The 23,293-nt window shown below is 36.1% G+C and carries 21 protein-coding genes; 4 read left to right on the top strand and 17 right to left on the bottom strand.

Features of this window, described 5'->3' with window-relative positions; all coding sequences use genetic code 11:
* Positions 1-10: 10 nt before the first annotated feature.
* The 3 genes from ACWPWS_RS06010 to ACWPWS_RS06020 all read right to left on the bottom strand — a co-directional run bounded on the left by ACWPWS_RS06010 (position 11) and on the right by ACWPWS_RS06020 (position 2,864).
* Positions 11-1,189: a DUF4861 family protein gene (locus ACWPWS_RS06010; protein WP_454045873.1), complete on the bottom strand. Its 1,179-nt coding sequence runs from the start codon at positions 1,187-1,189 to the stop codon at positions 11-13.
* 348 nt (positions 1,190-1,537) lie between these two features.
* Positions 1,538-2,221 (bottom strand): MBL fold metallo-hydrolase, encoded by a 684-nt coding sequence (locus ACWPWS_RS06015; protein ID WP_454045874.1) that lies wholly within the window; start codon positions 2,219-2,221, stop codon positions 1,538-1,540.
* A gap of 55 nt (positions 2,222-2,276) precedes the next feature.
* Complete coding sequence (locus ACWPWS_RS06020; protein WP_454045875.1) at positions 2,277-2,864, bottom strand: Crp/Fnr family transcriptional regulator; 588 nt, start codon at positions 2,862-2,864, stop codon at positions 2,277-2,279.
* 102 nt (positions 2,865-2,966) lie between these two features.
* Between ACWPWS_RS06020 and ACWPWS_RS06025 the strand changes: the two genes are divergently transcribed.
* The gene (locus ACWPWS_RS06025; RefSeq protein ID WP_454045876.1) at positions 2,967-3,158 is read left to right on the top strand and encodes a GNAT family N-acetyltransferase; all 192 of its coding nucleotides are present in this window, start codon (positions 2,967-2,969) and stop codon (positions 3,156-3,158) included.
* A gap of 650 nt (positions 3,159-3,808) precedes the next feature.
* On the opposite strand, the gene ACWPWS_RS06030 is transcribed toward ACWPWS_RS06025, so the two are convergent.
* The 7 genes from ACWPWS_RS06030 to pnuC all read right to left on the bottom strand — a co-directional run bounded on the left by ACWPWS_RS06030 (position 3,809) and on the right by pnuC (position 12,645).
* Positions 3,809-4,687, bottom strand: coding sequence for a glycerophosphodiester phosphodiesterase family protein (locus ACWPWS_RS06030; protein WP_454045877.1), 879 nt, complete (start codon positions 4,685-4,687; stop codon positions 3,809-3,811).
* Between the two features lie 16 nt (positions 4,688-4,703).
* Positions 4,704-6,107, bottom strand: coding sequence for a RagB/SusD family nutrient uptake outer membrane protein (locus ACWPWS_RS06035; protein WP_454045878.1), 1,404 nt, complete (start codon positions 6,105-6,107; stop codon positions 4,704-4,706).
* 4 nt (positions 6,108-6,111) lie between these two features.
* Positions 6,112-9,336 (bottom strand): SusC/RagA family TonB-linked outer membrane protein, encoded by a 3,225-nt coding sequence (locus ACWPWS_RS06040; protein WP_454045879.1) that lies wholly within the window; start codon positions 9,334-9,336, stop codon positions 6,112-6,114.
* A 71-nt stretch (positions 9,337-9,407) separates the two neighbouring features.
* A complete protein-coding gene (locus ACWPWS_RS06045; protein ID WP_454045880.1) occupies positions 9,408-10,220 on the bottom strand; it encodes a FecR family protein in 813 nt (270 codons plus the stop codon).
* 174 nt (positions 10,221-10,394) lie between these two features.
* Positions 10,395-10,889, bottom strand: a complete 495-nt coding sequence (locus ACWPWS_RS06050) for an RNA polymerase sigma factor (RefSeq protein WP_454045881.1) — start codon at positions 10,887-10,889, stop codon at positions 10,395-10,397.
* Between the two features lie 141 nt (positions 10,890-11,030).
* Complete coding sequence (locus ACWPWS_RS06055; protein ID WP_454045882.1) at positions 11,031-12,062, bottom strand: hypothetical protein; 1,032 nt, start codon at positions 12,060-12,062, stop codon at positions 11,031-11,033.
* Positions 12,049-12,645 (bottom strand): nicotinamide riboside transporter PnuC, encoded by a 597-nt coding sequence (gene pnuC / locus ACWPWS_RS06060; protein WP_454045883.1) that lies wholly within the window; start codon positions 12,643-12,645, stop codon positions 12,049-12,051. The genes ACWPWS_RS06055 and pnuC overlap by 14 nt, the downstream gene beginning before the upstream one ends.
* 234 nt (positions 12,646-12,879) lie before the next feature.
* Here pnuC and ACWPWS_RS06065 point away from each other — a divergent pair, with 234 nt between their 5' ends.
* Both ACWPWS_RS06065 and ACWPWS_RS06070 read left to right on the top strand, forming a co-directional pair.
* Complete coding sequence (locus ACWPWS_RS06065) at positions 12,880-13,113, top strand: hypothetical protein (protein WP_454045884.1); 234 nt, start codon at positions 12,880-12,882, stop codon at positions 13,111-13,113.
* On the top strand, positions 13,110-13,472 hold the full coding sequence (locus tag ACWPWS_RS06070; RefSeq protein WP_454045885.1) for a hypothetical protein: 363 nt from the start codon (positions 13,110-13,112) through the stop codon (positions 13,470-13,472). Before ACWPWS_RS06065 ends, ACWPWS_RS06070 begins: the two co-directional genes overlap by 4 nt.
* Before the next feature lie 9 nt (positions 13,473-13,481).
* Here the strand turns inward: ACWPWS_RS06070 and ACWPWS_RS06075 are convergent, their stop codons facing one another.
* Both ACWPWS_RS06075 and ACWPWS_RS06080 read right to left on the bottom strand, forming a co-directional pair.
* On the bottom strand, positions 13,482-14,093 hold the full coding sequence (locus ACWPWS_RS06075; RefSeq protein ID WP_454045886.1) for an alpha-ketoglutarate-dependent dioxygenase AlkB family protein: 612 nt from the start codon (positions 14,091-14,093) through the stop codon (positions 13,482-13,484).
* 194 nt (positions 14,094-14,287) lie between these two features.
* Positions 14,288-14,860: a DUF892 family protein gene (locus tag ACWPWS_RS06080; RefSeq protein WP_454045887.1), complete on the bottom strand. Its 573-nt coding sequence runs from the start codon at positions 14,858-14,860 to the stop codon at positions 14,288-14,290.
* Positions 14,861-15,496: 636 nt separating this feature from the next.
* Between ACWPWS_RS06080 and ACWPWS_RS06085 the strand changes: the two genes are divergently transcribed.
* Positions 15,497-18,106, top strand: a complete 2,610-nt coding sequence (locus tag ACWPWS_RS06085; RefSeq protein WP_454045888.1) for a TonB-dependent receptor — start codon at positions 15,497-15,499, stop codon at positions 18,104-18,106.
* Positions 18,107-18,213: 107 nt separating this feature from the next.
* Here the strand turns inward: ACWPWS_RS06085 and ACWPWS_RS06090 are convergent, their stop codons facing one another.
* The 5 genes from ACWPWS_RS06090 to ACWPWS_RS06110 all read right to left on the bottom strand — a co-directional run bounded on the left by ACWPWS_RS06090 (position 18,214) and on the right by ACWPWS_RS06110 (position 23,292).
* Complete coding sequence (locus tag ACWPWS_RS06090; protein WP_454045889.1) at positions 18,214-18,795, bottom strand: YdeI/OmpD-associated family protein; 582 nt, start codon at positions 18,793-18,795, stop codon at positions 18,214-18,216.
* Between the two features lie 248 nt (positions 18,796-19,043).
* The gene (locus tag ACWPWS_RS06095) at positions 19,044-20,330 is read right to left on the bottom strand and encodes an HlyD family secretion protein (protein ID WP_454045890.1); all 1,287 of its coding nucleotides are present in this window, start codon (positions 20,328-20,330) and stop codon (positions 19,044-19,046) included.
* A gap of 1 nt (position 20,331) precedes the next feature.
* Positions 20,332-21,000 (bottom strand): ATP-binding cassette domain-containing protein, encoded by a 669-nt coding sequence (locus ACWPWS_RS06100; protein WP_454045891.1) that lies wholly within the window; start codon positions 20,998-21,000, stop codon positions 20,332-20,334.
* Positions 20,987-22,528, bottom strand: a complete 1,542-nt coding sequence (locus ACWPWS_RS06105; RefSeq protein ID WP_454045892.1) for a cysteine peptidase family C39 domain-containing protein — start codon at positions 22,526-22,528, stop codon at positions 20,987-20,989. The genes ACWPWS_RS06100 and ACWPWS_RS06105 overlap by 14 nt, the downstream gene beginning before the upstream one ends.
* A complete protein-coding gene (locus ACWPWS_RS06110; RefSeq protein ID WP_454045893.1) occupies positions 22,519-23,292 on the bottom strand; it encodes a tetratricopeptide repeat protein in 774 nt (257 codons plus the stop codon). The genes ACWPWS_RS06105 and ACWPWS_RS06110 overlap by 10 nt, the downstream gene beginning before the upstream one ends.
* Position 23,293: the final 1 nt, after the last annotated feature.

The raw sequence follows: 23,293 nt of genomic DNA on the forward strand, positions 1-23,293 counted from the left end.
TACCACTTCATTATTCTCCTACTTCCACTACTAATGGTTTTGCAATGATCCGGGCCTGCTTCTGAAGCATTTTCTCCCAGTCCTTCTCTGTTTGAACCTGCCCGCTTTTCTGCCATGCAAATCCGGCGTAATACGTTAACACTTTTGAAGGTTTGGTCACAACATACAAATTACTTTCATCAGGAACATTTGAGGTAAAAGCGATTGATTTTTCAACGATTTTCGGGTTTACAACAATTCCTTCTCCCACAAAAGCATCGTCTATTTTCTCCCAGTGAAGATAATATCCGTCTTGATCATTCAGTTGGGTTTTTCCTTCATTTTTATCCAGCGAAATTCCGATAGTATAATTAGGAGCAGGTTTTTCTGATTCAAAAACAGATTCAAACTTAGAAAAGTTGGAACCCAGATCCAAAGAAACTCTTTTGGTTTCTTTCACTTCATATTCACTCCATGGCTGATAAGTCAGTTCAAAAACTGTTCTTAAAGGACCTTCAGCAATTGTTCTGGAAGTAACAAAGTTTTGGGAAACCTGAAGTTTTTCATTTTTCCAGATTCCAATTCCACCTGTTCCCCTGCTGTTTCCCACATGGTAAGGATCATAGCCTTCCCCTCTTGTATCTTTATGATAATACATGGGATCTGTAAGATAACCTTTATACCATTTGTTAATAACAGGCTGGTCTGTTCTTTTCAGCCAGATGTCCACACCGCTTGAAAGTGTACTGCTTTTTATTCCCTGCAAAGCTTCCTGCTGGCCTTTCGGACCATAAACCCTGAAAGCAATTTTATCATTTTCCCAGGCGTAATCATCTACTCTTTCCGGGACTAATCTCGAATAGGTAGAAATTCCGATTTCTGGGATTTGAACGCTCCCATCCGCAACAATAGTGTATACATTGGTCTTTCCTGCATCAATATTTACCAGAAAAAGTAGTTCTTCATTTTTTCCATCACCATCATAATCTATCCATTGAATTGGTAACCATTTCCCTTTTGCATCCTTTATTCTAAGTTCCTCCTCACTGTTTTTATGTAAGAATGACTTCAGCATACTCCTGGGAATTGCCACTACCTCAGTTCTGGAAACATCCAAAGGATTAACAATCTTTACAGATCTTTGAGCATATAAAAAACACGAAAAAATGCAATCGATTGCGCAAATTAATTTAAAACTTACTTTATTCATACATAGAGGTCTACAGTTTCTCCAAAAATAGAAAATATTTTCAATATAGAGATTATAAACTTAGAGTTTCATCATAGGCAATGGTAGCTAATAGCTCATAAATGATCATACTTTTCAATTCCTCCATCATAATCCTGTAAATAATTTAAAATTTAATAAAACCAAATGACACCATTTAAAAAAACAGTGTCATTTTTATTTCGACAGAAAATAACCAACATCAGGGATAAACAATTGATAACCATTTATTTCATAGAACCATTAGTATATGAACGAAAAATAATACCATATGAATGAAGCCTGCATAAAGCACATTCAATCCGTAATTTACCGCACAGTTTATTTTTATTAAACAAAAACGCTGCATTGGGCAACAAATTCCTCAAACTTCCGATCTCTATTTTGCATGACTGGTCCGTGACCGAAGCAGAGTATGGCTGGATTCAGTTCTGCCAGTTTCTGAAGCGATTTGATGTTACGCTGCTGATCTGAGGTGAATATGTTTGGTGGAAGCCGGAGACCCGTTGCTGTTGTGAGCAGGTTCATATTTGTCGCCGCATCTCCGATGATCAGTACGCCATCTCGCTCACGGAATAAAGAAATATGACCTGCCGAATGTCCGGGAGTCTCTATTACCCGAAAGTTTCCAATCTTATCATTTTCAACGATTGTCTGATCTACTTTGTGTCCCTGCCCTGCCCAGTACTTTTGCTGAAGCTTTGCTACCCAATGCCGGGGAGTTGGATAGTCATTGGTTACCCTACCTGTTTCGGTTCTCAAAACTTCATCAGGATGACAGAGCAAAGGTATTCCGAACTCAGCGCATATCTGATCGCTGCAGCCCTGGTGGTCTGCATGGGCATGGGTCAGTACATGTTGATAAACGGGGATTTTCTGGAGAGCTTTCTTTATAGTGGCATACGAACTCCGTATTCCGGAGTCTATCAATACACCTTCGATAATATAGCAGTTGATACTATTTCGTGGCATCAGTGAAATCTGGAATACCTCGGGAGCAATTTGACGTAACATAGTTTTTTTTGTGCAAATCTACATCGCTGATCAGGGCATAATAAGGACATTTGTCCTATAATATACTGGGTCTGTGGATTTGTCCCTTCGCTCGTGTAAGTGATCGCTGCGTAAGACCCAGATACGATGCCAGATCCTGTGTTGTTACACGCTGAACGAGTATCGGTTCACTAGATAAGACATGAAGATATTTATCCACAGCCGACTTATTATTATAATTCAGCATATAACGTTCCTTTTGGATATACTCCTGCTCCATCACCAGTTTTATCACTTCGTTCAAAGCGGCCAACTGACCAAGCAGATACTGATAGTCCAGGTAGCTTATCCTATAGATTATGCTATCCTCAATAGCCCTGATACTCCTTCTGGATTTTTCCTGTGCCATAAACTCAGGAAAGGAGGTGGCAAATTCATTTTCAAACTTGAAGCAGGTGATATTTTCCCTTCCTTCCTTATCGGTGGCATATGCTTTTACAGAGCCACTGGCGACAAATCCTATATAACGGCAGGGCTCATCCTCACGAATAAAAAAATCACCTTTTTTTAAACTGATCGGTTTGAAGAACTTCTCAGCAAAGGTAATTTCCTCAGCTGATAATCCTCCTATGGTGGATAGGTAATTTTCAAATACGTCAGTCATTTCGCACTCTTTTTATTATTTTATTTCTTCTTAACCGTCTATGGGTTACTCAACAAATCCAGGATACAAAACTAACAATTATTGTACATTAAAAAAGGATCGATGTCCTTTACTATTTCAACTTTATGGATGTGGATCGGAATTCATTGTATCGGAGAGGAGAATGCACAGGCAGAACTGGGAATTACATTACATACAGCTTTAAAAGGTAAAGGATATGCTTCTGAAGCTTTAACCGAAATTATTGATTTCTTAATAATGATTTGTATAAACATAGAATTACAGGTTCCGTAGATCCTGAGAACACAGCTTCATTCAGCTGATGGAAAGGATGGACTTAAAGAAAGAAGGACAGTTTTTGAAAAGTCTGTTCTGGCAAAATGAATGGGTTGAAAATAAAAATAGTTTACCAAGGCACTACTGTACCGTATATTTTTCGTAAAATGGAGAGAATTTTGTTCTTACAATAGTTAAAGCAACTAAATCATTGCAAATCAAATAGGATACAATCATGGTATGGTACCACTTTTTAATGATAACGATAATCCAATTATCATTTTCTATCAATGGATACATCTCTTTTTCAAAATGCCTGATAACATAATCCTTCCTCTTCCCGTTGAGTGAAAATAAGTCTTTCATAATCTTTGGTAATCTTTAATAATTTTTAGTTTAACAAGTTTTTATGCTGGCTTATTACATGGTTAGCTTTATTATTCCAAATATAGTGAAATACATAGCATTTGTTTTATGACACAAATCATAAACCATATGTTAAAATGTCCTAAAAAAGGCGTATTCCAGTTATTTTTTTCTTAAACTTTCAATTTCCAAAGTAAATTTTTTGAGTATCATCCTGAACAATCCATCGTAGGAAATAAAGCTTATACAACTACCCAATAGATAAAAAGAGCTGAAATTGAATATTTCAGCTCTTCTAATTCTTAAAAATAAAGTTTTTTACTTTTCAAATAATGGATCAGTTCTTTCGGGCGGTCAGTCTGGATAATGTTGACTCCTTTATGAATATACCAGTCATATATATTGGGATGATCCAGAACCAGGTCATCATTATTTCCGGCATTATGATGGGGCCACAATGAATTCACCCAAATTTTAACCTTATTTTCTCTGAGTTTTTTAAAATCAATCAGGTTCTTTTCTGTTGTTCCGATTGTAAATTCAAAACCGTAAACTTTATAGCTCTTAAGGTACTCTGAGATTTTTTTCAGATCCTCCTCTTTCCCCAGCTGGATAATCGGCATATAGTGAATTTCATTTTTTATATCACCGTATTTCTGATTGAACTCTGAGTAAGATTCATGACCTTTAAACAAAATCTGATCAAGCATATTTCGTTTTTTCACCAAAGGATATACCTGTTTTATATAATCAAAACCTTTGTCCAGATTCAGAAGTATTTTTCCATCAGAAATCTCTAAAATTTCCTGTAAAGTAGGCACACTCATTTGGGTTTCCACTCCTAATCCGTCTCTCAGATGGAGTTTTTTAATCTCGGCCAATGTAAAATCAGACGGCTTTCCTTTCCCTGTTGTCGTTCTGTCGATGGTATTGTCATGCATCAGGATCAAAACACTGTCTTTCGTCATGGCAAGATCTATCTCAGCCATATCGACTCCTTTTTCAATGGCTTTTTTTACTGCCCACACCGAATTTTCCGGAGCCTCTCTCCAATCTCCACGGTGAGCAACTACCATGACTTTACGGTCTGGAAAAGTGGAAAGTGAGATTTTCTTTTGCTGAGCAAAACACAAAGAAGAAAAAATAAGAAGAGAAAGTGGTAATAATTTATTGTTAAGCATAATTTCAAATGTTAAATTAATATCCTGGATTTTGTTTAATGGCCGGATCAGTATTAATCTGACCTTGTGGAACCGGCATCAGAAGGTGGTATGGCTTAATCTGCGCCGTACTGTATCCCGCATTATTACTAAAATAAGCAGTCATCACAGAAATAGCCTTTCCCGTCCTCACGAGATCAAACCATCGGTGTCCTTCTCCTACAAATTCAAGCCTTCTTTCGCTGTCAATTTCATTCAGTAATGTCTCTTTTGTTGAGAGGTTTACAGAAGCAATTCCTGCTCTGGTTTTAATTTTGTTTAGCCATACATTGGCATTGGCAAAATCATTCTGCTGAGCAAAACATTCCGCCATCATCAGGAAAACATCAGCCAATCTCAACACCACAAAATTGCTTCCTCCATCAGCAATCGTATTGGATGTTTTCACAAGTTTTTTACTGAAAGGAATTCCGTTTGACGTAAGACCGATATAGGCAGACCTCCTTGTATCTCCCGCCAAATAAAGATTGTAGACTTCTTTGGTGGGAAGATTATGGCCTTTCGCTCCGGAAACTGATCCGGAAGGACTGAACATCTGAAATGCCGAACTTCCTTCCGAATTTCCGTTCAATCCGGAGGTGAACTGTACATCAAAAATAATTTCAGCATTATTTTTATTAGTGACATCAAAAATTTTATTGACATCGGTCAAAAGTTGATAGCCTAAAGATTCAATCTGACTTAAATAGGTCAGTGATTCTGCAAACTTGTTCTGTGTCAGAAGCACTTTACCCAAAATTCCCAAAGCCGCTCCTTTGGTTACTCTACCCTTTTGCGTTGTGGTGGTTGGTAAAAGATCAATCGCTTCTTTCAGATCTTTTTCTATTGCTGAATATACCTCTGCGACAGGTGTTCTTGGCTGCCCAAAGTAATCGTTAACATTCGTGGTTTCTTTTAATACCAATGGAACATCACCATAAATTCTTACCAGATTAAAATACATCAGCGCTCTCAGAAACTTCATTTCTCCGGTTCTCGTATTTTTCAGGGCATCGGTCATATCAGGGATTTTTCCAATCCTTGTCAGAATAATATTCGCCTGCTGAATCCCAACATAATTGTCCTTCCAGGTACTTGCAATAAGGCTGTTATTAGGCTGAATAGTGAAAAAATCCAGCTCTCCATACGTAAAAGAATCATTGGCTGGAACCTCATCATACGTGTTGTCAGAAGGCAATTCTCCCAACGCAGGCATTGCCAGCTGATACTGTCCTGTGTACTGAAGGGCTCCGTAAACTGAAACAATTCCCTGCTCAATTTCAGAAGCATTGGTATAGAATTGTGAGGAAACTTTCTGGGCTTCAGGATTTACATCCAAAAGATCAGACGAACAAGAAAACATCACAGAAAGACTGAATATTGTAAAGAATATTTTTTTCATGATTTTAAAATTTAAGGTTAAAGCCTACAGAATATATTTTAGCTACCGGGTAATAAGCCTGATCAAATCCTTGGGTAAGAACATTGTCTGAAGTGGCATCGATATTCATTCCTTTATATTTTGACAGCGTGAAAAGATTGTTTCCTACCAGATAGACCTGTGCGTTTTCCAACCCGATATTTCCAAGCATTGATTTTGGAAAATTGAAAGCAAGACGCAGCGATCTCAATCTCACATAATCGGCATTTTTAAAATAGAGATTTGAAGTTCTGGCTTCTTTTCTGTTGTTGGAAAAGTTCATATTCGGCATTCCGAAAAATCCATTGGGATTGGTTGCTGCATTATAGCGGTTGTCAAAATAATACTGCGAGGCCATTCCGAAACCTTCTCCCGATTCTAAAGTAGTGACAGCATCTGCATTGTAAATTCTCTTCCCTATTTCGCTGTATAATGAGAAGCTTAATTCAAAAAGTCCATATCTGAAATTATTATTGAAACCGAGAATGTATTTGGGAACGCCGCTTCCGAAACTTCTTTTATCATTGACATCAATTTTCCCATCACCATTGAGGTCTTCCATAATATAGTCTCCAACCATTGTTCCGGTAATGTGTGGTGAATTGTTGATCTCCTCCTGAGTTTTGTAGATTCCGACAATATTGTACCCATACATTTCCCCAATAGAACCGCCCACTTTTGTGACAGAGAAATTATTTTCACCGGTAATAATCTGATTCTGTCCGTTTGCCAAGGCCAAAACTTCATTTTTATTGGTTGAAAAATTAAAGCTTCCCGAATAGGTAAAATCGTTGGCAATATTGAAAGTTTTCGAAGAAATCTGTAATTCAAAACCGGAGTTTTTGATCTTTCCTATATTTTGAAGCGATGTACTGAAACCAGACTGCTGTGGAACGGGAACATCAAGTAACAAACCGTCTCTGTTCAGAATATAATAATCTGCAGAAATATTCAGGATATTTTTAAACAGAGAGAAATCAATTCCGAAGTTGTTTGATCTGGACTTTTCCCAGGAAATATTAGGATTGGGAGCCGTTGCCGTTGTATACCCTGGTGTTAGAACACCGCCAAAGTTGTAATTATCAGGATTCATCAGCGAAAGTGCCCCGAAATTAGGAATCTGATTATTTCCGTTGCTTCCCAGGCTGTATCTTAGCTTTAAATCCGTTACAATAGTATTTTCAGGAAAGAAATTTTCATTACTGATCGTCCAGCCTGCAGAAAATGCATAGAAATCTCCCCATTTGGAATTCTTCCCGAAACGTGAAGAGCCGTCTCTACGATAAGAAGCCATCAGATTATATTTATTATCAAAGGTGTAATTAACTCTGGTGAAATAAGACATTAACCTCCATTTGTATTGTGTCAGCGTGTTTTTAAATGAAGTTCCGCCTGCAATATTCCGGATGCTGTTGTCTGGAAATGCGGTAGCTTCGGTTAAAAGCTGAGTATTATCTTCCTGCTGAAAAGACTGTCCGGCAATGGCATCTATTCTATGCTCACCCCATTTTTGATCAAATGAAAGCAGGTTTTCAATCAGATAATTTTTACGGATATATTCTGTTCTGTTCGCAAAAGTAACATCGGGAGCGGCCGCTCTGTAGGCTCCTACTGTAGAAGGATCAAAGAAATTATATTCGTAGTTGGTGTAATCCCCGCCTACTGAAAGTCTGTATTTCAAGCCTTTCAACAGCTCAAGCTCTGTGAAAATATTTCCGAATGTTTTAAATAAAGTATATTTTCTGTTCGTCATTTCCTGAATCGCAACGGGATTCTCTACCAAAGCACCGTCAGTTGCTGTATTTCCTAAGATTTGTTGGGAAATGGCCAAACTTCCGTCATCATTATAAGGTTTAAAGAACGGATACATTGCAGTAGCCATCTGCAGTGGATTATAACTTCTCGAATTTTCTGCTGCATTGATGGTTCCCGTTGCATAAGACGGTGTCATCGTTACTCCTATTTTCCATTTATCCGTAAGTTCTGTGGAAAGATTAACGCTGGTGGAAAATTTTTCGTAATCTGTCCCGATCACCAATCCTTTCTGGTTAAAATAACTCATGGTAAAAGCATATTTGCTTTTATCGCTTCCTCCCGTAACATTTAATGAAGTCTGGCTTATGGGTGCCGGTTTCATTACAGTATTCAGCCAGTCGGTATCTGTTAATCCAGGCTGCTTTGCCAGATAAGGGGCGAGATAATCAGGGATTAACTCTCTTAAAGATGCTCCCTTACTTATTCTTGTAGCATTATCATCAGAAATACTTCTGTTGCTGCCCTTGGAAAGATAGTTGTTATCTCTGGCTTCTTTCAGAAAAGTGGCCATATCGTAAGCATTCACCAATTTTACATTATCACTTCTCATCTGCATTCCGTAATAGGAATCAAAAGAAACAGCCATTCTGCCTTTTTTCCCTTGTTTTGTTTCAATGATAATCACCCCATTGGCTCCTCTGGAACCATAAATGGCTGCGGAGGCGGCATCTTTTAAGATATCAATTTTTGCAATGGAATTAGGATCAATAGCATTCAGATTGGAACCTTCGGTGAGAGGAAGTCCGTCAACAACGATCAAGGGATTCGAACCAGCTGTTAATGTTCCGATACCTCTTACTCTGATAGAAGGTGAACCTCCCGGCGTTGCATTAGCCTGAGTAATCTGAACTCCGGTAGCTTTTCCGCCAATAATATCCCCGAAATTACTGGAGGCAACCCCTTTCATCTGTTTCTCGTCAATAGAAGAGATGGAGCCGGAATTGTTTTTCTTACTCTGTTTTCCATACCCTACCAAAACAACCTCATCAATATTTTTTTCCCTGGATGTTACCGTGTCTTTTATCGGATTTAAATATTCCGCAGACTGTTGAGCATTATTCCTCTGAATTTTTGCAATTGCTCTTGCATTGAGACGAACGGTGACTGTTTTCTGATCTACATTAAAATCCAGACCAACATTTTTCTTCAGATAGTCTAAAGACGATGATAATGACTGATAGTTAACCTGAGATTCATCCACCTGAATATCCTTAAGGTCTGAAACCGAATAAAAGAATTTTACGCCATGTTCTTTTGAAAGTTTTTCAAAGATTTTAATTAAAGGCGTTTTCCGCTGAATGACGGACTGTTGAAAACATTTGTTAGCCTCTGCGTAGGTAAACTGTGGCGCACACAAAAGACCCAACAACATCATGCTAATTGTTGTTTTTTTCATAGCTTTGCTGAAATTAGTTGTTATTTGACTGATTTATATTCAATGCATCGGTAACCCCAATTACTGGTGCATTATTTTTCTAAAATGATATGATAATCTGATTCTTTTCGTGTATTTAAACTAAAAGGAAATCCTATGGTTTTAATAACTTTATTAAGGTCTCCGGTGATATCTCCATCAATAACATTCTCTCTATACTGCTGAGGATAGCCTATCGAGATATTGTACGTCTTCTCCAACTGTGAAATGGCCTGCCCGAATTTCATCTCATTAAAATCAAATGTCCTTACAACATCCTGATCATAGAAATGTTTTTCAGTTCCGTTTTTGTCTGCCAGCCATGTTTCTTTAGGCAAAAGATAAGTGGTGTGACCTTTATAATCAATTTTCACTTTTCCTTCTTTCAGATAAACTTTTTTATCTTCGGATCTTTGATCAAGGAGGAATTTTGTCCCCAATACTTTTACTTTAAATCCATTGGCATCAATGATAAAGGGCAACGCTTTATTTTTAGCAACACTGAAGAATGCCTTTCCTTTAAAAGAAACATTTCTGGTTTTCTTACCGAAATTTTCTGTCAGCATCAATTCACTTTTTGGTTGCAGGGTAATAATACTTCCGTCCGGCAACGTGAATTCCTTTTGCATCGTTTCCGTTCTGAAAACCATTTGCTGATGAGATGAAGAGCTTAGAGCATTTTCAGTAAAGAAGAGAGTCATCACAGTAAATAAGGGCAAAAGAACAGCCGCCGCCCACAAAAACCTTTTTGTCTTGCTTCTGGATCTGATTTTATTTTCAAGTCCGTTCCAGATTCGCTGATCTGCAGAATCCTTCATTTTCCTGTTTTCTTCTTTGACTGATTTCCATTGATTTTCGAAATCCATACGCTCCTATTTGATCTTTATTAGAGAATACGCAGGAAGTGCAAAATCGTCAACCTATATTTTTTTGATTTAACGATTTGTTCATATTGTGTGATATTGAGTTAAAGTTAGCTCAAGCCTAACTAATTTAAAGAAATTAGATGATGAAGGAAATTGGAATAGTAAAAGTATAATCTAAAAGAAAAAATTCAAATTCGCTCTCAGAAACTTCAACACCTTATTCACATGTTTTTCAACAGCCGTTTTGGAAATATCATTTTCCTGAGCGATGGTAAAAAGGCTGAGATTCTGGATTTTATTTTTGATGAAAAACTCACGGCTTTTTTCGGGAACCTGTTCCAGGAGATCTTCAATCTTTTTGAGCTGGTCTTCCTGCTGTATTTGTTTTTCTATTTCTGAGTTTTCTTCATCCTGACTTTCCGGGGAACTTTCAAGAGGAACGAAAATCATTTTTCTTTTACGGTAGAAATTGGAGACTTCCTGTTTGGCAGATTTAAAAATAAGCGCTTCGATTTCTGACGGAGAATGGGTTTTGGATAGATATTTCCAGACATGCATAAAAATGTCCTGTACAATTTCTTCAATATCTTCTTCTTCCGAAAGGTATTTGGCCACAAAAAAATACACCCTGTGCTTGTAACCGGAATATATTTCTTTAAAATGATCCATTCTTTAATACGTCTTTGAACTCAAAACTGGTGATACAAAAGTATCTAAAAGCTATGGCAATCATATTAAATATATATTAAGTTTAAATCTTTAGCATTCACTCATCGCCGGATTTTCAAAGAAGTATTTTCTGATTATTTCTCAGAAAGAAAAGTTTACATCATCCGCAGAAGGTCTGAAATTGGAATGCATTGCTGCTGTAAAATAATCACAGAATACCTGATACACTGCCGAATGGGTATCCGTAGCCCGGATCCCCAGCTGTGTATAAACGGTAAGGGTCTGATGGGATAATTTTTGAACCAGTTCTACTCCATATTGATGAATCTCGTGTTCTTTATCTACTGAAATTCCTTTGTGATCACCAAGTATATTTTCTACTTCTCTGGCTATGTTTAAAACTTTTCCCAAATGCTTTTCAACAGATTCTGCAAAACTTTTGAAATTGATTTCAGCACGAATGCCTTCTGCTTCTTCAATAAAATGAGAGGCCATTCCCAAATAATTGACCAAGAGCGTCAAATCCGCAAAAACCCGAAACGGAATGCTGTCCAGGATATCATTCGTGAAAAAATGATCGTACACAAAACTGTAGTCTTCGCTTACCATAACATTTTCAATGGTAAAGGAATAGGTACCGCTTGCTTTCATTCCCATAGATTTCCAGTTGGGGATAATTTCAGCATGTTCTTTCGGAATGATGAATGAGCGAATCACCTCATTGCCGTCTTTATCCGTTATAGGTTTCCCGTTTTCTGTAATCCTGGCATTCAGTGTAAAATGGGTCAGATGAGGTGCTCCTGTTGCAAAATTCCATGAACCATTGATCAGATAGGTATTATCGTCCTGCTTTTCTGCGGTGCCACCAACCATTCCGCTTCCGCCAAAACAGGTTTTGGTATGAGTGAAGAGTAATTGGGCAACTTCGGGTTTACTATTTCTGGAAAAATAGTTGGCTCCCGCACAAAGTGTGAGCATCCAACCAAAGCTTCCATCGGTTTGCGCCCAGCCAAATAATGCTTTAAGCCCTTCTTCAAAACGATAGCCAAGTCCTCCATATTTTTTGGGAACCCAGATTTTAAGCAATCCTTCTTCGTGAATATGCAGCATCACTTTATCAGAAATTACAGAAGCTCCCTGAAGTTCTTTTCTGATGTCTTTAGTACTGAGCATGAGCTTTGGATTTAATGATTTTTTGCCATTCTATATAACCGGAGATTGCCACTAAAAATAAGAATGATGTTAAAACAGCATAGAGGTATAATTCCTTATGAATCATTAAAGGAATGGAAATAATATTACTGATATTGAGGATCACCCAGTTTTCAATTTTCCGTTTTGCCATCAGCCACATTCCTGCCCAGGCAAAAGCACTTACCAGAGAATCCCAAACAGGAACATCCGAATCGGTAAAATGAGTGAGAAAAGACCAGAATAAGATAAAAGTTCCCAAAACAATTCCTCCGGTAATCCATTTTTCAGTGGTGGTGGTCACGGAGATTTCCATTTCGGATTTCTGTTTTCCGAATTTCCAGTACAACCATCCGTAGATGCTCATGATCAGATAATAAAGATTTAAGGTAAATTCAGCATAAAGCTTTGATGTAAGCATTACGTACAGCGTAAGCAGAATACCTGCAATTCCGAAAAGATAGTTATTGACATTGTTTTTACGGGCCAGTAAAACCTGAATCACTGAAAATAAGACTCCGAACCATTCCGGTAAGGTAATTTGTTTTAAAATGTCCTGCATCATATTAATTGTTAGAAATCAAATGATGAGATGATAAGTAAGCAATCCCTACGCCGGCATTATCCGGATCAGGTGTGGAAATACATTCCTGGGTATCATCTCAGCCACCGTTATCTGTAGCACCCCATTGTGGAGCAAAGGTGCAGCTTTTTTGTGGAAAAATAAAATGCATCCTGCTTTTTATCGGGATTACGAATATTTTTTATATTTGTCAGATACACTATAGAAACGACAACCATGAACTTTTTCAAAAAACTTTTTTCAAAAAATACAGACACGACTGGTCAACAACAACCTGATCACCCAAGAATAGACGGAATATATACAGATGAATATTTCAAAAACAGATATACTGAAGATCAGCTTTTGTCCGATGATACTTTGGTTGACGGCTCACTCAGAATGCTGAACAGTTATTTTATGGATAGTAAAATAGAACCTGCTCTTGAAATCTTATTTATCATCCCATGAATATAGACAAGGCTGTTACCACAGAACCAGGATTTTATCAGTATTGTAAATCATTTGACCAGGAAGACAAACAGATCGGGCTAATGCTAACGATAGCATTTTCATACTATATGATCCATGAATTTGGATTTAAACTCTACAGAGATAAAACTCCTGAATTTCCTTTACGATTTATGACTTTGAAATATGACAATAACGGAGGAGTGATTTCTTTATACCCATTTGAATATTCATTGAAAGTCTTGAACGGAGAAGCTTTATTCAATGATCTTTTGGAAAGAATTAAAAGCAATTTAGGAAATATCCCAAATGCAGAAGATTTAATCGCTAATTTTAAACAGAATCTGGCTCAGGAATAAATTATTACCCTACTCTTCACGAACTAACCGGAATGTAAGATTAATACGCTCCTTCATAGAGGTTACAGACTTAGCAATCCGATGTTCCCAGTTTTCCTGAAGATCTCCTTTCATAATCAATAATGACCCATGAGGAAGCGGCAGACTATATTTACTTTGATGATGGTCTTTTTTCCTGAAATCAAAGTTTCTGGTCTGCCCCAGACTTACTGATGCAATCACAGGACGTTTTCCGTATCTGCTTTCCTTATCTCTGTGCCAGGCAACAGAGTCATTATGATCCCGGTAAAGATTCAGCAATACAGAATTGAACTGATAGCCGAATGTTTCTTCTATCCTTTGTTTTAAAGAAAACAATTCAGGGGTCCAGAGGTTATTCTCCACTTCACCATTTCCTAATGGATAATCCTTTTTCGGATCCCCATACCATGCGGTTAAGCGTGGGGTCAGAACCGTTTTATCATACATTTTCTGGGTACGCTGTTTCCAGGGTGCTGTTTCGAGCAGATGAGCCTTAAGTTTATCTGCTTCATGCTGACTCAGGAAATGCTCACTGTATTCCAGAAGGTCTTTTGGAAATTCATATAAATCTTCTGAGTCGAACAAGCTGAGTTGAGTCATATTTTTTTTAATAGGAGAAAAGCTTATGGTATTTAAGCAAATAAATCTGATACAAATAATATCTGCAAATATATTAAAAATGATACAAAAATAACCAAAATCGAAGTAGTTTCATTTTTGAATCTGATGATATTTCAACAATAAAAAAGAGACCAAGAATAAACCCGGTCTCCTTTTTTATAATGAATACATACTTATACTGCTTTGCTGTTAAGATTGGTATCAGCCACTTTCGTTAGCAGCTCGTCACATTTTTTCTCTTCTTTTAATGTGCTCAAAAGATTTTTAAGACACTCTTTCTCTTTCAATACTTTTGCAAAGGCTGCCAGTGTACCATATGTGGCAATTTCGTAATGTTCAACTTTTTGTGCCGCAGCAATGATTCCTGCATCTCTTACTGCTCCGGGTTCTGTCTCTTCCAAAATACTTTTTCCTTCATCCAATAATCCCTGCATGGCATCGCATTTCTTTGCCTGGGCTTTTTTTCCTAATGCTTTAAAACACTCTTCGAGTCTTTTAACATGGCCTTCCGTTTCAGTAATGTGCTTGTCAATAGCTGTTTTCAGCTTTTCACTGGTCGCATTTTTCATCATTGCCGGCAGCGCTTTCAACAGTGCTTTTTCAGCCCAATAAATGTCTTTAAGTGAATCTTCAAAAAGATCTTCCAAACTTTTGGCTGCATTTTTTTTGGCCGGCGTTTTTGCAGATGCTTTCGCTGTTGTCTTTCTTTTTGCGGGTGATTTTTTGGTTGCTGTTTTAGTTTCCATAATATAATAATTTAGTGTTTGATTGGTGATGAATCTGCAACTATAAGACCATTTCTGCCTGAAATGCTGAGATGTGGTATCTAAAATCATTGAAAAATTTAGTTATTATAAGACTTATATTTCTTTATCCCCAACAGGCTGAGAAGGTTTGAAATTGCAATTATTCATATCGGTGTTGCTGTCCTGCAGAATCTGAGGCGGGCTTTGATTCATTGGAAAGCTTATCTAATTTTTCATAATACTTATGAAACTGATCAAGTTCTTATAATCACGGTTTTTAAATAAATTATAATACAAGGTATCAAAACGAAACTATAAAAATTATGACCCAAGTCACTTACACCTTTTATTAGTTAGCTATTATTATAGTATATTTTCCAACATATTTTAGTTTTATTTAAAAATATGGAGAGCCACATAATTATTTATATCGCTTAAAAACAAACTATTTATTTCATCATTTTCTTTTATAACAAATTGTAAACGAAAGATGTATAATAATTAACATATTCAAAAAATTAACATATAGAGCATGTTCCAAAAACTGAATAAAATCACATCGCTAAGATTTAATACTCAATTCAAAAATAATTATCCATCTTTGCAGCCTTAAATTCAAAAACGCTAGTTTATTTCATGAGCATTACTTTTAAAAAGCGACTTATTATAGCGCTTGTATTACCTACGGCAGCCATATATTATGGGCAGAGTACGAAGGATTCTTTAGAGAAATCTAAATCTATTGATGAGGTTATGTTGGTAGGTAGAAACCTTTCCCAAACAGCCAAAGAGAGAAAAACCCCTGTTGCGGTTTCCAACATTAAGGCGGCAGAAATTCAGGAGAAACTGGGAAACAGAGAATTCCCTGAGATTATGAAGTCTACTCCATCCGTTTATGTTACCAAAGTAGGTGGAGGATTTGGAGACAGCAGAATTAACATGAGAGGTTTTGACGGAGCCAACATTGCGGTCATTATCAACGGACAACCGGTGAATGATATGCAGGGAGGTACGGTGTACTGGTCCAACTGGACCGGGCTGGCTGATATTGCAAGCAACATTCAGATCCAGAGAGGTTTGGGAGCGTCTAAATTTGTTGTCCCTTCTGTAGGAGGAACCATCAATATTGTAACCAAAGCTACCGATTCTGAGCAAAAAGCAATGATTAAAGGAGAAGTTGGAAATGATAACTACTCCAGAATATCAGCAATGTACTCTTCAGGATTAAAAAACAAATGGGGAACAACCGTATTGCTATCCCGCTGGCAAGGTGACGGATACATCAATGGAACAAAAGGAGAAGGTTACTCATGGTTTTTCTCTACAGGATTTAAGCCTAATGAAAAGCATGCATTCAATTTAATTGCTACCGGAGCACCTCAGGTACACGATACGAGAAGATCTTCTGCAACCGGAGCTAATGTGGCAACCCTGCAGCAGTTTGAAACTTACGGAAGAAGATACAATCCACAAACAGGAATGCTGAACGGTTCTCAATTCAACCTGGCTCCTAACTTCTATCATAAACCCATTGCTTCTTTGAACTGGGACTGGACTATGAATGACAACCTGAAGCTATCTACCGTTCTTTATGGTTCATGGGGACGTGGCGGCGGTGGTACCGGGTTAAACGGTTCTATCAAAAATGCAGGCGGACAAACCATGAATTTCATGAATTATGGCGCTGGCGGAGACGGTACCATCAACTGGGATATGATTTATCGCTATAACAGAGGTGGTATGGTAACAGATTATAATGGAAATACCTTCCAGAAATCAACCTTTACTGCTCCTGCAGGTTCTCCAGGTGATTACAACGGGCAATATGTAGCAACGCTGAACGGAACCAGTGGTATCGTGAGAAAGCAAAGTATCAATGCTCATGACTGGTATGGTGTGATTGCAGACCTTAATTATAAAAAAAATAACTGGACTTTTAACGGAGGTATTGACCTTAAAACATACAAAGGAGCATTATATGATATTGTAACTGATATGTTAGGATCAGATGCATTATTTGTTCCTGGTACAGCCAACGCTCCAAAAGGATATTATATTAACCAAACCGTAAAACCGGAACCACTTACCAAGCTTAAAGATGCTCAGAAAGTTTCTATTCACAACGAAGGGCTGGTAAAATGGGCTGGAATCTATGGAATGGTTGAATACAGCTCTGAAAAACTAAGTGCGTCTGTTCAGGGATCTGTTTCTGAGCAGTATTACAAGAGAAGAGACTATATGCTGTATACTCCGGGAAATCAGGAGACAAAATGGTATCACAAAACAGGTTATATTGTAAAAGGAGGTGCGAATTATAATATAGATGATCACCATAATGTATTTTTCAATACAGGAGTTATTTCAAGACAGCCATTATTCAACGCTCTATTCCCTTCAAACCAGAATATTTATAACGATGCGAAGAATGAAAGAATCTTCTCTGTAGAGTTAGGATACGGTTTCAAATCGCGTTATATCGATGTGAATATCAATGCTTACAGAACACAGTGGGATGACCGATTCATTTCCAGAACATTCAATGCTACTGCTGCGGATATTGCAAAATTCCCTCAGTTAAGCCTTGGAAATGCCTATTTCTACAATGCTCTGAATGTTGGTCAGCTGCACCAGGGAATTGAACTGGAAGCAAAGGCAAGACCTTTTAGCAACCTTAGACTGAGAGGAATGGTATCATTGGGTAACTGGAAATATAAAGGAAACGCCAACTTCAATATTCTTGATGTTCAGAACAACCAGGAAATAGCTGGGGCAACCGGAACCATCAATATCAAAGACCTTAAGGTTGGAGATGCCGCTCAAACAACTGCAAGTATCGGAGCAGATTATAATATCACCAAAGCTTTCAGTATTGATGCCAACTGGGAATATTATGACAAACTTTATGCTCAGTTCAACCCGATCAACTTCCTTACTGAAGCGGCAAGAGAAAAAGGAATTGTAAAATTGCCAAGCTATCATTTATTTGATGTAGGTGCTTCTTACAAATTCACGCTTGATGCAAAAAAATCTTTAACATTGAGAGCGAATGTATACAACTTATTCAACAAATATTATATTTCTGAATTAAGCTCCAATATCTTCGCCGGAGATAAAATTGCCAATGGTCCGGATGCCGGAAAAACATATCAGGAAACTGGCAGAGTGTATCAGGGTGTTGCAGACGGGAACACAGGATTCCTAGGTTTTGGAAGAACATGGTCTGTTTCAGCAACTTTGAGATTCTAAGATAATATCATTTCAATAATGAGTCAAATCAATAGGCTGTCCTCAAAAAGGGCAGCCTATTTTTATCTTAATCATAAGTTCTACAGTAATATATAATTTTTTACAGTCTAAAAATTCTTAGGTTTCTTATTCTGAGCTGCCTGTCTTGCAATTTCATCAATACGATTTTTTCTGGTTTCGGGTCTTTTGGCAAGTACAATCCATTGCAGCAACATTTTTTTTATAGATTTACTCAGGCTTAGAAAATAGATTTCGGAGCCTTCATGAATTTTAAATGCTTCATTCAGATCCTCCGGAATCTCCAGCTCTTCCACACTGTCTAAAATATTCCAGGAACCATTCTCTTTTGCAATGCTGATGGTCTCAAATCCTGCCTTAGTCATCAGATTATTTTCTATCAGCTTCTGAACCTTATCCTTATTAATTTTTGACCAGGTACTCTTCGGCTTCCGTCTACTGAATAACTGCATAAACGAACCTTCATCAATCGTCTTCCTTGTACTGTCAATCCAGCCGAAACAGAGGGCTTCATCCACCAGCTCAGTCCAGTGAACAATGGGTAAATTTGATTTTCTGGTGTTACAAATAAGCCATACAGACTGTTCTATATGGTGATTCTCTTCCAGCCATTGCCGCCACTCTTCCTTTGTATTGACATAAAAGGTTTTTTTCTCTGCAATTGTACCCATAGTTTTTTATTGATACTGTAAAATTAAAAGACTTTAGTGACAATAGTTTGTCAGTATTAAAATTTCAATTTCTTAATAAGATCAATACAAGCTTATCTTCAAGAAATAAATAACAACACTAAAAAATTATATAACTTCGTTCAATTGAATATAAATCAGAAAATGGTGGATTATCTCGGGGTTTCGGTAATTAGTAATCAATTGTGGAGCATAACTTTGATCTCTTACAGTTCTTTGAAGGGACTATATCATCTAGCAAATAAATCCCTAAATTGATAAAGTAATCTTTCTATTAAACGTAAATCATCTGTAACTATATCAGCTCTGCCATTCATTTCTTGCTGGAATGCAATTCTTTTTTTATAAGATGTTTGTAGTCCTTTTGGTAAAGAGACATCAAGTAGCAAATTTCCATCTTTATCAGGAGTCAGAGAAATATTATTGATAATCCCCTCTAAGATTCCAAACTCTTGCTCAGGGTAATTAGCTAATTTAATATTAACAGTTTGACCTACTTTAACCTTTCCAAAATTTTGTGCAGGAGCTTTTACTTTTCCTATATACTGATTACCTCCAATAGGAATGATTGAAAATACATTATCACCAATATTGATACTCTGGTTAACTGACCATAATTGTAAATAGTTAATCCTGCCATTTATTGATGAGCGAAGAACATAATTTAGTTCCCAATCTTTTATAAACTTTTTTAATTGATAAAAAGATTGAAGAACATTTCTTTCTAAGTTTATATTTTCCTTACTTTCATTTATAGTTGTAACTTTATTATTTTTATTAAGTTCGTTTATGGATGACCGTAGTTGTGATATACTACTTAATATATTTTTATAGTTTTTTTGATCTTGAAGAAATAAAACTCTTTGTTTTTCAATTTCTTGTGTTGAAATCACTCCTTCTTTATATAATAATTCACTTCTGGTAAGATCGCTTTGTTTTAATTTCAATTCAGATTCATTGATACTTTTTTGAGATTCCAATAAACTTAACCTTTCTTTGAGTTGAATAGCCTCATAGCTTTGTGCATTATTTTCTACCCTATAAGGTTTGAAATCAGTATTGAGCTGATTAGCAATATATTCTTTTTGGAATGATGAAAATGCACTTTCGATATCTCCTAGCTGTGAAGATTTTAATTTTTCAAAAGGAAAATTTGATTTATCTAAATTAATTGTATCTACAATACTTTTTAGTAAAAAAACATCTTTATAACTAGCAGAATTTTCAAGAATAGCCAAAGGAGTATTTTTGGTAACAGTTTCTTTATCTCTTACAAGTATAGCATCTATTTTCCCTGAATTTTTAGCAACTAATTTTTGAGGCGGAGTCTTCGTTGTTATAATAATTTGGGAAGTTATAATATCTGGATATTTAACAAACCAAGAGATAAGAAGTAAAATAATTATAAAACTTAATAATATTGTATTTCCCCACTTCAAAATAGTTTTTGGGGGATCTGTCAAAATATCTCTGACTTCCTCACTATAAATTTTTAGACCATCATTTATTTCGTCCATATTAATTGCCTAATTCTAATTGGTTTTTTACTAACTCATAATATTTACCACGCATTGAAACTAAATCTTCATGATTTCCTTGTTCTACAATTTCTCCTTTTTCAAGAACAATAATCTGATCTGCATTTTTTACTGTACTCAGTCTATGAGCGACTATAATTGATGTTCTTCCTTTAATGAATTGATTGAGATTTTCCATTATTACTTTTTCATTATTGGCATCTAAAGCAGAGGTTGCCTCATCAAAAAAAACATAAGACGGGTTTTTATATACAGCTCTTGCAATCATCATTCTTTGTTCCTGCCCTCCACTCAACCGAATACCTGATGTTCCTAATTCGGTATTATACTTATTCGGTAAATTTTGTATAAAATCATCAATATTGGCAACAAAAGCAGAATGATATAGTTTTTCTCTATCAATAATTTCATTTTGTTCGGATTCAGATATATTACCAGCAATAGTATCATTAAACATAAAAGTGTCTTGCATTACCGCACCACAATTCATTCTCCAAAAATCATTATTTATCCCCTTTAAATCAACACTTCCTATATCAATACTCCCTTGTGTACTATCATAAAACTTTAACAAAAGCTTCATTAAAGTTGTCTTTCCACTTCCACTGGCACCTACAATTGCTGTAGTTTTTCCTTCAGGAATACACACAATTAATATTTTTTAACACAAATGGTGTAGATTTACCACCATATCTATAAGATACATCTCGAAGAATGATACTTTTATCTTTAGGTAATTCCTTTAGCTTATTTTCAGATACTACATCTTCATCTTCCTTTGTATGTACCTGAGAAAGTCTTTCTAAACTAATTTTAGCATCTTGCCAATTTTGGATGAAAGTGATAGAGTTGGTAAGTGGAACATTGAGCTGTCCTACTATATATTGTATAGAAGTCATTATCCCCAACGTAAGATCTCCATCTATTACAGCCTTTGCAGAAAGAAAAGTGATGAAAACATTTTTAAATTCATTAATCGTACTAGCTCCAACACTTTGATATTGTGCTAATTTTAAAGAACTTAAGGAAGTTTTAAATAATGTAATTTGTGTAAATTCCCATTTCCATCGATTTTTACGTTGTGAATTATTAAGTTTAATTTCCTTTATCCCACTAATTATTTGTAATAAATTGTTTTGGCTTCGTGAAGTTTGGTCAAAACGCTTAAAATCTAATTCCGCCCTTTTCTTTAAGAAAAAGAAAGTCCAACCTGTATATACAATAGCAGAAATTAGAAAAACTAAAAATATTTTAAGACTATAATATGCTAAGATGCCATTGAAAACAATAAAAGTTACTATAGAAAACAGCATATTAAGCGTTGAAGAAGAAACAAAGTTTTGAATACGTGTATGATCACTGATTCTTTGTAAATGTTCTCCAGCATTTCGGGTATCAAAATAATTAACCGGAAGTTTAAGCATTTTATACAAAAAGTCAGAAATCATTTTGATATTAAATCTGCTTGTAATATGTATTAGCACCCATTCTCTAAAAATACTGACCAATGTCTGTGTTGATATAAGAATGAATTGTGATGCTAAAATCAAATATATAAATGGAATATCCTTGTTATTTACCCCAACATCTACAACCGTCTGCATTAGAAAAGGTAAAATAAACTGAATAGCAGTAGCTACCAGCAAACCGATAAATAGCTGATTAATCAGTTTTTTATAAGGTTTAAAATAAGGATATAAAAATGAAAACCCTTCAGCTTGTATTTTCTCGCCCTCCTGACTATCGAATTTTGTATTAGGTTCTAATAAAAGGCAAAATCCAGTTTCATCTACTGCATTAGTCCAGGCTAATCTAAAATCTTCATGAGAATAGCTTAGCAAGCCTTGAGCGGGATCTGCTACATAAATTTTATTCTCATCAGTTTTGTATACTACTACAAAATGTTTTTGTCTCCAAGGTATAATAAAGGGAGTTGGTGCTTCATTTACTAAGCTTTCTATTGAAACGCGTACCCCTAAAGCCCTCATTTCAATAGCCTCCGCAGCCTCTGCTATACCCGCCATTGTCACACCTGTAGTTGTAATGCTGGCTTTATCCCGTAAAAATTCTCTAGAAAATGTTTTGCCATAAAATTTAGCAATCATTCGTAAACAAGTGGGTCCACAATCCCTACTGTCCAATTGTTTATAAAATGGAAACTTATTTTTTATCGCCATACTACCTGATAAGGATATTTTTCATAAATAGCATTACTTTCACTAATTGTATTACCTTCTTCTGCATCTTTTTTACCTTCTGCTAAAAGAATATTAGCCTTAATATTATCATTCAAATGTTTTAGGCATATGTCTGAAAATCTAGGATATAGTTTTAGAGCTTTATCAAATTCTGCAATTGCTTCTTCCCATTTTTGTTGTTCATATTTCGCAATGCCGTAATAAAATAAGGTAACTGGATTTACCCAGTCTTCACCGTTTTTATTAACCGTAGTCTTAATGTCATCAGATAGTAATTTTTCTGCTTTATCAAACTGATTCAATTGAAGATAACACAAAGCAATGTAAAAGTTATAAGTGTGATCCATTTCATATTGATTTCCATACTTTTTTACACATTCTTTAAAATCATCAATAGCCTTAGAATAATTCTTGACAAAAATACACAACATGAAAGCTCTGTATGGCAGATAAGCTTCTTCATCATAATATACTGCTTTGTCTATAAAAGGCATTCCTAATTCATATTTTCTTTGCTTAAACAAAGGCATTGTTTTTTGCTGCCACAGATAAGCAATAGTACTGTCTTTTTTCAGACCAGCATCAATATTGTCCTGCCATTCTTTAGAAAAAAGCATATGTTTCCATGCACCATTTTCTAAATGTTCTTTTATAATTTCCTGTTGTGAAATTTTTCTTGCATCTTTTTCTTGGGAAGAAAAAAAAGAAAAGACAAAAAGACTAAAAAAAAACGCTACCTTCATT

The sequence above is a fragment of the Chryseobacterium sp. Marseille-Q8038 genome (assembly GCF_965111995.1).

Coding starts and splice junctions, on each gene's coding strand:
- ACWPWS_RS06045 (WP_454045880.1), bottom strand. CDS start 10,220: ATGGATTTCGAAAATCAATGGAAATCAGTCAAAGAAGAAAACAGGAAA.
- ACWPWS_RS06075 (WP_454045886.1), bottom strand. CDS start 14,093: ATGACTCAACTCAGCTTGTTCGACTCAGAAGATTTATATGAATTTCCA.
- ACWPWS_RS06095 (WP_454045890.1), bottom strand. CDS start 20,330: ATGGACGAAATAAATGATGGTCTAAAAATTTATAGTGAGGAAGTCAGA.
- ACWPWS_RS06025 (WP_454045876.1), top strand. CDS start 2,967: ATGTCCTTTACTATTTCAACTTTATGGATGTGGATCGGAATTCATTGT.
- ACWPWS_RS06080 (WP_454045887.1), bottom strand. CDS start 14,860: ATGGAAACTAAAACAGCAACCAAAAAATCACCCGCAAAAAGAAAGACA.
- ACWPWS_RS06065 (WP_454045884.1), top strand. CDS start 12,880: ATGAACTTTTTCAAAAAACTTTTTTCAAAAAATACAGACACGACTGGT.
- ACWPWS_RS06090 (WP_454045889.1), bottom strand. CDS start 18,795: ATGGGTACAATTGCAGAGAAAAAAACCTTTTATGTCAATACAAAGGAA.
- ACWPWS_RS06055 (WP_454045882.1), bottom strand. CDS start 12,062: ATGCTCAGTACTAAAGACATCAGAAAAGAACTTCAGGGAGCTTCTGTA.
- ACWPWS_RS06110 (WP_454045893.1), bottom strand. CDS start 23,292: ATGAAGGTAGCGTTTTTTTTTAGTCTTTTTGTCTTTTCTTTTTTTTCT.
- ACWPWS_RS06015 (WP_454045874.1), bottom strand. CDS start 2,221: ATGTTACGTCAAATTGCTCCCGAGGTATTCCAGATTTCACTGATGCCA.
- ACWPWS_RS06070 (WP_454045885.1), top strand. CDS start 13,110: ATGAATATAGACAAGGCTGTTACCACAGAACCAGGATTTTATCAGTAT.
- ACWPWS_RS06050 (WP_454045881.1), bottom strand. CDS start 10,889: ATGGATCATTTTAAAGAAATATATTCCGGTTACAAGCACAGGGTGTAT.
- ACWPWS_RS06020 (WP_454045875.1), bottom strand. CDS start 2,864: ATGACTGACGTATTTGAAAATTACCTATCCACCATAGGAGGATTATCA.
- ACWPWS_RS06105 (WP_454045892.1), bottom strand. CDS start 22,528: ATGGCGATAAAAAATAAGTTTCCATTTTATAAACAATTGGACAGTAGG.
- ACWPWS_RS06085 (WP_454045888.1), top strand. CDS start 15,497: ATGAGCATTACTTTTAAAAAGCGACTTATTATAGCGCTTGTATTACCT.
- ACWPWS_RS06040 (WP_454045879.1), bottom strand. CDS start 9,336: ATGAAAAAAACAACAATTAGCATGATGTTGTTGGGTCTTTTGTGTGCG.
- pnuC (WP_454045883.1), bottom strand. CDS start 12,645: ATGATGCAGGACATTTTAAAACAAATTACCTTACCGGAATGGTTCGGA.
- ACWPWS_RS06030 (WP_454045877.1), bottom strand. CDS start 4,687: ATGCTTAACAATAAATTATTACCACTTTCTCTTCTTATTTTTTCTTCT.
- ACWPWS_RS06010 (WP_454045873.1), bottom strand. CDS start 1,189: ATGAATAAAGTAAGTTTTAAATTAATTTGCGCAATCGATTGCATTTTT.
- ACWPWS_RS06035 (WP_454045878.1), bottom strand. CDS start 6,107: ATGAAAAAAATATTCTTTACAATATTCAGTCTTTCTGTGATGTTTTCT.